The organism is Streptomyces sp. NPDC059524 (genome assembly GCF_042749255.1).
Classification (GTDB): Bacteria; Actinomycetota; Actinomycetes; order Streptomycetales; family Streptomycetaceae; genus Streptomyces; species Streptomyces xanthii.
This window is the reverse complement of record NZ_JBHYTK010000004.1, coordinates 20,196-27,109: the sequence shown is the minus strand read 5'-3', so window position 1 is coordinate 27,109 and position 6,914 is coordinate 20,196. Positions and strand designations below refer to the sequence as shown.

Below are 6,914 nucleotides of genomic sequence, written 5' to 3'. Positions count from 1 at the left end.
GATGAAAGGCGCCCGGCGCCTTTCATCGGGGAGATGCGGCGCGAAGCGCATGCATCTCAGGGGCGCGGGGCTGTGTCGTTTTGCGGCTCCGCCGCGGGGCGCGAGAAGCCCCACCGGGGCGGCAGACGAAGCGGGGGTCAAGGTCAGGGCACCATGACCAGGTGACCCGTACTGAGATCGTGCCCACCGAGACAGGCGACGCCCGCGTCACCTGGTACCTCGCCCGCACCGCGCAGCGGATCCTCGCCGTCAGTCACGGCGCGGGCGGCGGCATCGAGGCGAGGGATCTGCAGGCCCTCGCCCGCACCCTGCCGGCCCACGGCGTGACCGTCGCCCTCGTGGAGCAGCCCTGGCGCGTGGCCGGCAAGAAGCTGGCCCCCGCGCCCAAGACCCTGGACACGGGCTGGCGCGGCCTGTGGCCCGCACTTCGCAAGCCCGGCCTCCCCGTGATCGCCGGAGGCAGAAGCGCCGGTGCCCGCGTCGCCTGCCGCACGGCGAAGGAGCTGGGCGCCGCCGCCGTCCTCGCGCTGAGCTTCCCGCTGCACCCGCCGGGCAAGCCGGAGAAGTCCCGCGCCGACGAACTGCTCGGCGCCGGTGTCCCCACCCTCGTCGTCCAGGGCGGCAACGACCCCTTCGGCAAGCCCGCCGAGTTCCCGGACCCGGACGCGTTCGAGATCGTCGAAGTGCCGTACGGCGACCACGGGTTCGCCGTGCCGAAGCGCGCCCCCACGAGCCAGGAGGAGGCGCTGGAGACGATCACCGGGGCCGTCGTCACGTGGACTCGGTCACTCCGCTAGCGGACGGGAATGTTGCGGCCGGGACCGCTGTTGTGCGGAACATCGGTGAACAGTTCGTACGAGAGGAAGTCCGCCGCATGGGTTCGACCATCTGCCCGAGCCGCAGCACCACTCCTGACCTGGAGTGGACCGTCCTGCACGCGGCCCGGACCGTGCCTATTCGGGCGGCGGGCGGACCGGATCGTCGTCTATCCTCCGATTCGAGTGGGACCACTCCCGGTCTCGCGACGTCGTCGGAGGAGGTGGGTCCGGTCGCAGGGACCGACGCAGGGACCGAAAACGGCCAGGCGGAGCAGCCCGGGCCCGCGGAGACCGCTGCCGAGCGCAGCGCGCGCTTCGAGCGGGACGCGCTGGAATTCCTCGACCAGATGTACTCCGCTGCGCTGCGCATGACGCGCAACCCCGCAGACGCGGAGGACCTGGTCCAGGAGACGTACGCGAAGGCGTATGCGTCGTTCCACCAGTTCCGCGAGGGCACGAACCTCAAGGCGTGGCTGTACCGGATCCTCACGAACACCTTCATCAACTCGTACCGGAAGAAGCAGCGCGAGCCCCAGCGCAGCGCCGCCGAGGAGATCGAGGACTGGCAGCTGGCCCGGGCCGAGTCGCACATGTCGACCGGTCTGCGCTCCGCCGAGTCGCAGGCGCTCGACCACCTGCCCGACTCGGACGTGAAGCAGGCGCTCCAGGCGATCCCCGAGGAATTCCGCATCGCCGTGTATCTCGCGGACGTAGAGGGCTTTGCGTACAAGGAGATCGCGGACATCATGGGGACACCCATCGGGACGGTGATGTCCCGGCTCCACCGGGGCCGTCGCCAGCTGCGCGGCATGCTCGAGGACTACGCCCGTGACCGCGGGCTCGTCCCGGCCGGCGCCGGAGAGTCGAACGAAGTGAAAGGTTCGGGCTCATGAGCTGCGGAGAGCCGCACGAGACGGACTGCAGTGAAGTTCTCGATCATCTCTACGAGTACCTCGACCATGAGATGCCGGATCCGGACTGCACCAAGTTCGAGGTGCACTTCGAGGAGTGCTCCCCGTGTCTGGAGAAGTACGGCCTCGAGCAGGCCGTGAAGAAGCTGGTGAAGCGGTGCTGCGGGCACGACGACGTGCCGAGCGACCTGCGGGCCAAGGTCATGGGCCGGATCGAGCTGATCCGCTCCGGTGACGCCACCCCGGAGGACGGCTTCGGGAACTCGCTGGCCTGACCCCGCCCCCTCCGGGCGGGAAGGGCGGGAAGTGCCGCGCCGCGCGCGGGAGTTGAGCTCCCGCGTCAGCCTCACGCGTCACCCGCCTCACCCGATCGTGTTAATCCGGGGCCGTGTGCCCCGGTATTCCCCCCGATGCCGCCCCGGTGGAGCGGCGTGCGGCCTATTCTCCGTGAACTGAACGCCACGGGGAGGGAGTTGGGGGATGCGGTCGGTTCCGCCGGTGGCCTGCGCCTCGGTGCTGCTCGCCGTGGGTGCGGGCCTCTTCTGCGCCGCGCCCGCGCTCTCCCCTCGCACCCCCTGGCCCTCGGTCGTCCTGCTCGCCGCCGTCTACGCGGTCTGCGAGCACGCGGGGCGGTTGCGGATCGTCGGGCGGCGGGCGCCCCAGGACATGGGCACCTTCTTCCCCGTGCTGCTTGCAGGAGCGTTTCTGCTTCCTCCGGCCGCCGCCGCGCTCGTCGCCGTGCCCGGCGCGCTGCTCGGCCGGGTGGAGCAGCGGCCCAGAGCGCTGCGCCGGACCTGGCGCGCCGCCCGGCTCGCGCTCGCCTGCTGGGCCGCCGCACAGGCCTTCGCGCTGCTCGGCGGCGCCGCCGCGGTCTCCGCGCCCCGCTTCCCGTACGCGCTCGTGCCCTGCGGTGCGGGCGCGCTCGTCTTCTGCGCCGCGCTCACCCTCCTCGACGGCGCCATCCTCGCCACCGCCGAGCGGGTCCCGCTGCGCTCGGCCTGGCGCGGCCTGTTCGGACGCACCCTCGCCCCCGTCGTCGTGCACGGACTCGCCGGGATGATGATGGCCGTCCTGTGGGCCGGCGCGTACGGGCCGCTCGCCTCGCTGCTCGTCCTGCTGCCCATGTACATCTCCTGCTGGGTCTTCGCCCAGTACCAGCGCGAGCGCGCCGCCCACCAGGCCACCATCAGGGCGCTCGTCCAGGCCGTCGACATCAAGGACGGCTACACGCGCGGGCACAGCGAGCGCGTCGGGCAGGCCTCGATGATGATCGCCCGCGAGCTCGGCATGGCCGAGGAGCGCGTCGAGGTGCTGCGCTTCGCCGGGATCCTGCACGACGTGGGCAAGCTCGGCGTCCCGACCCGGCTGCTGCGCAAGGACGGCCCGCTCACCCCCGAGGAACGCAAGGTCATCGAGCTGCACCCCGAGTACGGGCACGAGATGGTGCGCGGCATCGGCTTCCTCGGCGAGGCCCGCGCCGCGATCCTGCACCACCACGAGCGGCTCGACGGCAGCGGCTACCCGTACGGGCTCGCCGGCGCGCAGATCCCTGAGTTCGCCCGCGTCGTCGCGGTCGCCGACGCCTTCGACGCCATGACCTCCACCCGTACGTACTCCCGGGCGCGGCCCGTCGACGTCGCGCTCGCGGAGCTGGACCGCTGCGCCGGATCGCAGTTCGACCCCGTCATGGTCGGCGCGCTCACCCGTGTGCTCGGCCGCGACGGCTGGCACCCCGTCGTCACCGCCGACGAGACCGCCCTGCCCGCCCCGCGCGGCACGGACCTCCCCGTGCCCGGGCCGGCCTCCCGGTGAGCGACCGCGCGCCGCTCGGACCGGCACCGCGCGCGGAAACGCCCGGACGCCGCTCCCCGCTCGTCCTCGGCGTGCACGCCGTCGCCGTGACCATCGTCGTGCTCGCCCTGGTCCTCACCGCCCGGCACGGCGTCGTGGACCGCGGCATCGCCCTCGCCTTCGGCCTCCTCGTCGCGGTCGGCGAACTCGCCCGCTGGGGCCGCGGCGACGACCGCGAGCCCGCGCCGCTCGGCACCGCCGGTGCCCTCGCCTACGCCCTGCTGGGCGAGGTCGCCGGGGAACCGACCGGGCACGGGGCCCTCCAGGTCGTCGCCGTCACCGTCGCCGGCGCCCTCGTCGGTTGCGTCCCGCACATCGCGCGCGGCACCGGCCCCGGCCCGGACCACATGGCCCGACGCGTCCTGACCGTCGCCTTCGCCGCCGTCTGCTTCCAGCCGCTCTACAACCAGGGCCGGCTCGCCGAATGGGTGGGGAACGGACCCGGGTACGCCCTGGTCGTCGTCGGGCTCCTCGCGCTCACCGCGCTGTGCGACGCCGTGCTCGCCGCGGTTCTCGCGCGGGCCCGCACCGGATGGCCGTTCGGGCCGCTGCTGCGCGACGAGCTGCGGGCCGTGCCGGGCATCGGCTCGGCCGTCTGCGCGACCGGCGCAGTCACCGCGCTCGCCGTCGCCGTGGCCGGACTGTGGGCGCTGCCGGTGATCAGCCTGCCGCTGCTCCTGACCCAGCTGGCCTTCCGCCGCTACGCCTCGGTCCGGGCCACGTACCGGCAGACCATCGCCTCACTGGCCCGCGCCACCGAGATCGCCGGGTACACCCCGCACGGGCACGCGCACCGGGTCGCCGCGCTGAGCCGGGCCGTGGGGCGCGACCTCGGCCTCTCCGAGCCCGAACTGACCGTCCTGGAGTACGCCGCCCTCATGCACGACATCGGCCAGCTCTCGCTGCTCGACCCCGTCACCGACGGGGCCACCGCCGCGCTCCCCGCCGACCGGCAGCGCAGCATCGCCCTGCTCGGCGGGGCCGTCGTCCGGCAGACCGGGGTGGACGCCCGGGTCGCCGTGGTGGTGGAGCGGCAGGCCGACCCGTACCGTGAGCAGCCGGTCGCCGCGCGGATCGTGCGCGCTGCGAACGCGTACGACGAGATGGCCAGGGAAGAGGGTCCCCAGGGGCCGCTGAAGGCCCTGGAGCGGCTTCGTCTCGGCACCGGCCGCGATTATCAGTCGGAAGTCGTGGAAGCCCTGGCCAGAGTGGTTTCGCGGCCCGGACCGATCCTGGGTTCGGCCGGGTGACCCATGGGTAATGAGCGGGCGTCCGACCGTACGTGGTTGGATGCGAATGAGCCCGAAGAACAGGGTGTGTCCGGGGGCACAGGCCTCGAGAGTCTGCAGGCGGGAATCGTGAGGATCTTCGGCAAGGGACGGCACCGGCCATCGGCCTCGTGGCGACAGGCCACGGACCGCGCGTTCACGCTGATCGGCGACGGCCGGTACGAGGACGCGGGGGCGCTGCTCACCCGTGCCGCCGACCTGGAGCCGTGGCTCTCGGAGTCCTGGTTCAACCTGGCGCTGCTCCACAAGTTCCGGCACGACTGGGAGCAGGCGCGCAGCGCGGGTCTGCGGGCCGTCGCGCTGCTCGAACGGGAGACGGGCGCGCCGGACTGGTGGAACGTGGGCATCGCCGCCACCGCTCTGCAGGACTGGCCGCTGGCGCGGCGGGCCTGGCAGGCGTACGGGCTGAAGGTGCCGGGCGGGGCGGCCGCGGCCGGTGAGCCGACGGGCATGGACCTCGGCAGTGCGGCGGTACGGCTCTCCCCGGAGGGTGAGGCCGAGGTGGTGTGGGGGCGCAGGCTCGACCCCGCGCGCATCGAGGTGCTGTCCATTCCGCTGCCGTCCTCGGGGCGGCGCTGGGGCGAGGTCGTGCTGCACGACGGTGTCCCGCACGGGGAGCGGACCACGGCCACGGGGCACTCGTACCCCGTGTTCGACGAGATCGAGCTCTGGGCGCCGTCGCCGGTACCGACGTGGGTCGTGCTGCTGGAGGCGGCGACCGAGGCGGACCGGGACGCGCTGGAGCGGCTCGCGGCGGACGCCGGGTTCGCGGCGGAGGACTGGTCGTCCTCGGTGCGGCTGCTGTGCCGGACGTGCTCCGAGTCGCGGATGCCCTCCGACGAGGGGGACGGGACGCATCTCGACCCGCACGATCACAGTGAGCCGGGGCATCCCGGGCCGCTGGGGCACCGGACGGACGGGCAGTTGTGGGTGCCGGAGCGGGAGTGCGGTGTGGCTGCGCCGGCGTCGCTGGTACGGGGGTTGCTGGACGGGTGGGTCGCGGACAGCCCCGACTCTCGCGACTGGCGCGATCTCGAAGAGGTCTGCTGACGCCTCTCGGGGCCGGGTGCGGAAGCGCGCCGCGGGGCTTGGGGTTCGTCGCCGGGCGCGGCTCTCGTTGTGGTTGCTCGCGCAGTTCCCCGCGCCCCTGAAGGCACGCTCCGCGTGCCCCCAGGGGGCCGCGGCGGGAGGTGGTGGCCCGTACCCTGTAGGGGCACTGTTCATGTAGCTCAGGAAGGCTCACGTCCGTCATGGCGCAGCAGGAGACCGAGAAGCAGCACGCCGGCGTGCTCCCCGTGGACGACGAGGGCTTCGTCATCGACACCGAGGACTGTGAGGCGCGCGAGGCGGCTTACCGGGAGCGCGGCACGTCGCGGCCCATCACGGTGGTCGGGAACCCGGTGCTGCACAAGGAGTGCAAGGACGTCACCGAGTTCGGCCCCGAGCTGGAGAAGCTGGTCGACGACATGTTCGCCAGCCAGCGCACCGCCGAGGGCGTCGGCCTCGCGGCGAACCAGATCGGCGTCGACCTGAAGGTCTTCGTGTACGACTGCCCCGACGACGAGGGCGTCCGCCACACCGGAGTCGTGTGCAACCCGGTCCTCCAGGAGCTCCCCGCCGACCGCCGCCGCCTGGACGACTCGAACGAGGGCTGCCTGTCCGTGCCGACCGCTTACGCGGAGCTCGCCCGCCCCGACTACGCGGTGGTCACCGGCCGCGACGAGAAGGGCAACGAGATCACCGTGCGCGGCACCGGCTACTTCGCGCGCTGCCTCCAGCACGAGACGGACCACCTGTACGGCTACCTGTACATCGACCGCCTGTCGAAGCGCGAGCGCAAGAACGCCCTGAAGCAGATGGAGGAGGGCACCCCGCGCTACGCGACGGTGCCCAACGAGTAGCGGCAACTCCTGGTCCCGAGGGGCCGGTTGAGCGTCGAGGGGGGGGGGGGGGGGGGGTTGATTGACGGCGCGGCGGGGCGGGTGTGGGGGCGGCGCGGGGGGGGGGAGGGGGTGGGGGGGTCAGTCTAACGCGCGATTCGGCAC

7 protein-coding genes are annotated in these 6,914 nt (G+C 73.1%); all 7 read left to right on the top strand.

The genetic code is table 11. The features are described from left to right. Nucleotides 1–161: 161 nt before the first annotated feature. Nucleotides 162–797 carry an alpha/beta family hydrolase gene (locus ACFW9D_RS01625; protein WP_384616662.1) on the top strand — a complete coding sequence of 212 codons (636 nt, stop codon included), beginning with the start codon at nt 162–164 and terminating at the stop codon, nt 795–797. A gap of 242 nt (nt 798–1,039) precedes the next feature. Beyond that, complete coding sequence (gene sigR, locus ACFW9D_RS01620; RefSeq protein ID WP_188336953.1) at nt 1,040–1,711, top strand: RNA polymerase sigma factor SigR; 672 nt, start codon at nt 1,040–1,042, stop codon at nt 1,709–1,711. Next, on the top strand, nt 1,708–2,004 hold the full coding sequence (gene rsrA, locus ACFW9D_RS01615) for a mycothiol system anti-sigma-R factor (protein ID WP_188336952.1): 297 nt from the start codon (nt 1,708–1,710) through the stop codon (nt 2,002–2,004). The genes sigR and rsrA overlap by 4 nt, the downstream gene beginning before the upstream one ends. Before the next feature lie 205 nt (nt 2,005–2,209). Beyond that, nucleotides 2,210–3,541 carry an HD-GYP domain-containing protein gene (locus ACFW9D_RS01610; RefSeq protein ID WP_384616659.1) on the top strand — a complete coding sequence of 444 codons (1,332 nt, stop codon included), beginning with the start codon at nt 2,210–2,212 and terminating at the stop codon, nt 3,539–3,541. Nucleotides 3,542–3,627: 86 nt separating this feature from the next. Continuing rightward, nucleotides 3,628–4,830 (top strand): HD-GYP domain-containing protein, encoded by a 1,203-nt coding sequence (locus ACFW9D_RS01605; RefSeq protein ID WP_223206382.1) that lies wholly within the window; start codon nt 3,628–3,630, stop codon nt 4,828–4,830. Nucleotides 4,831–4,938: 108 nt separating this feature from the next. Beyond that, the gene (locus tag ACFW9D_RS01600; protein WP_188336950.1) at nt 4,939–5,919 is read left to right on the top strand and encodes a tetratricopeptide repeat protein; all 981 of its coding nucleotides are present in this window, start codon (nt 4,939–4,941) and stop codon (nt 5,917–5,919) included. Between the two features lie 200 nt (nt 5,920–6,119). Further along, nucleotides 6,120–6,770: a peptide deformylase gene (gene def / locus ACFW9D_RS01595; protein WP_188336949.1), complete on the top strand. Its 651-nt coding sequence runs from the start codon at nt 6,120–6,122 to the stop codon at nt 6,768–6,770. Nucleotides 6,771–6,914 lie beyond the last annotated feature (144 nt).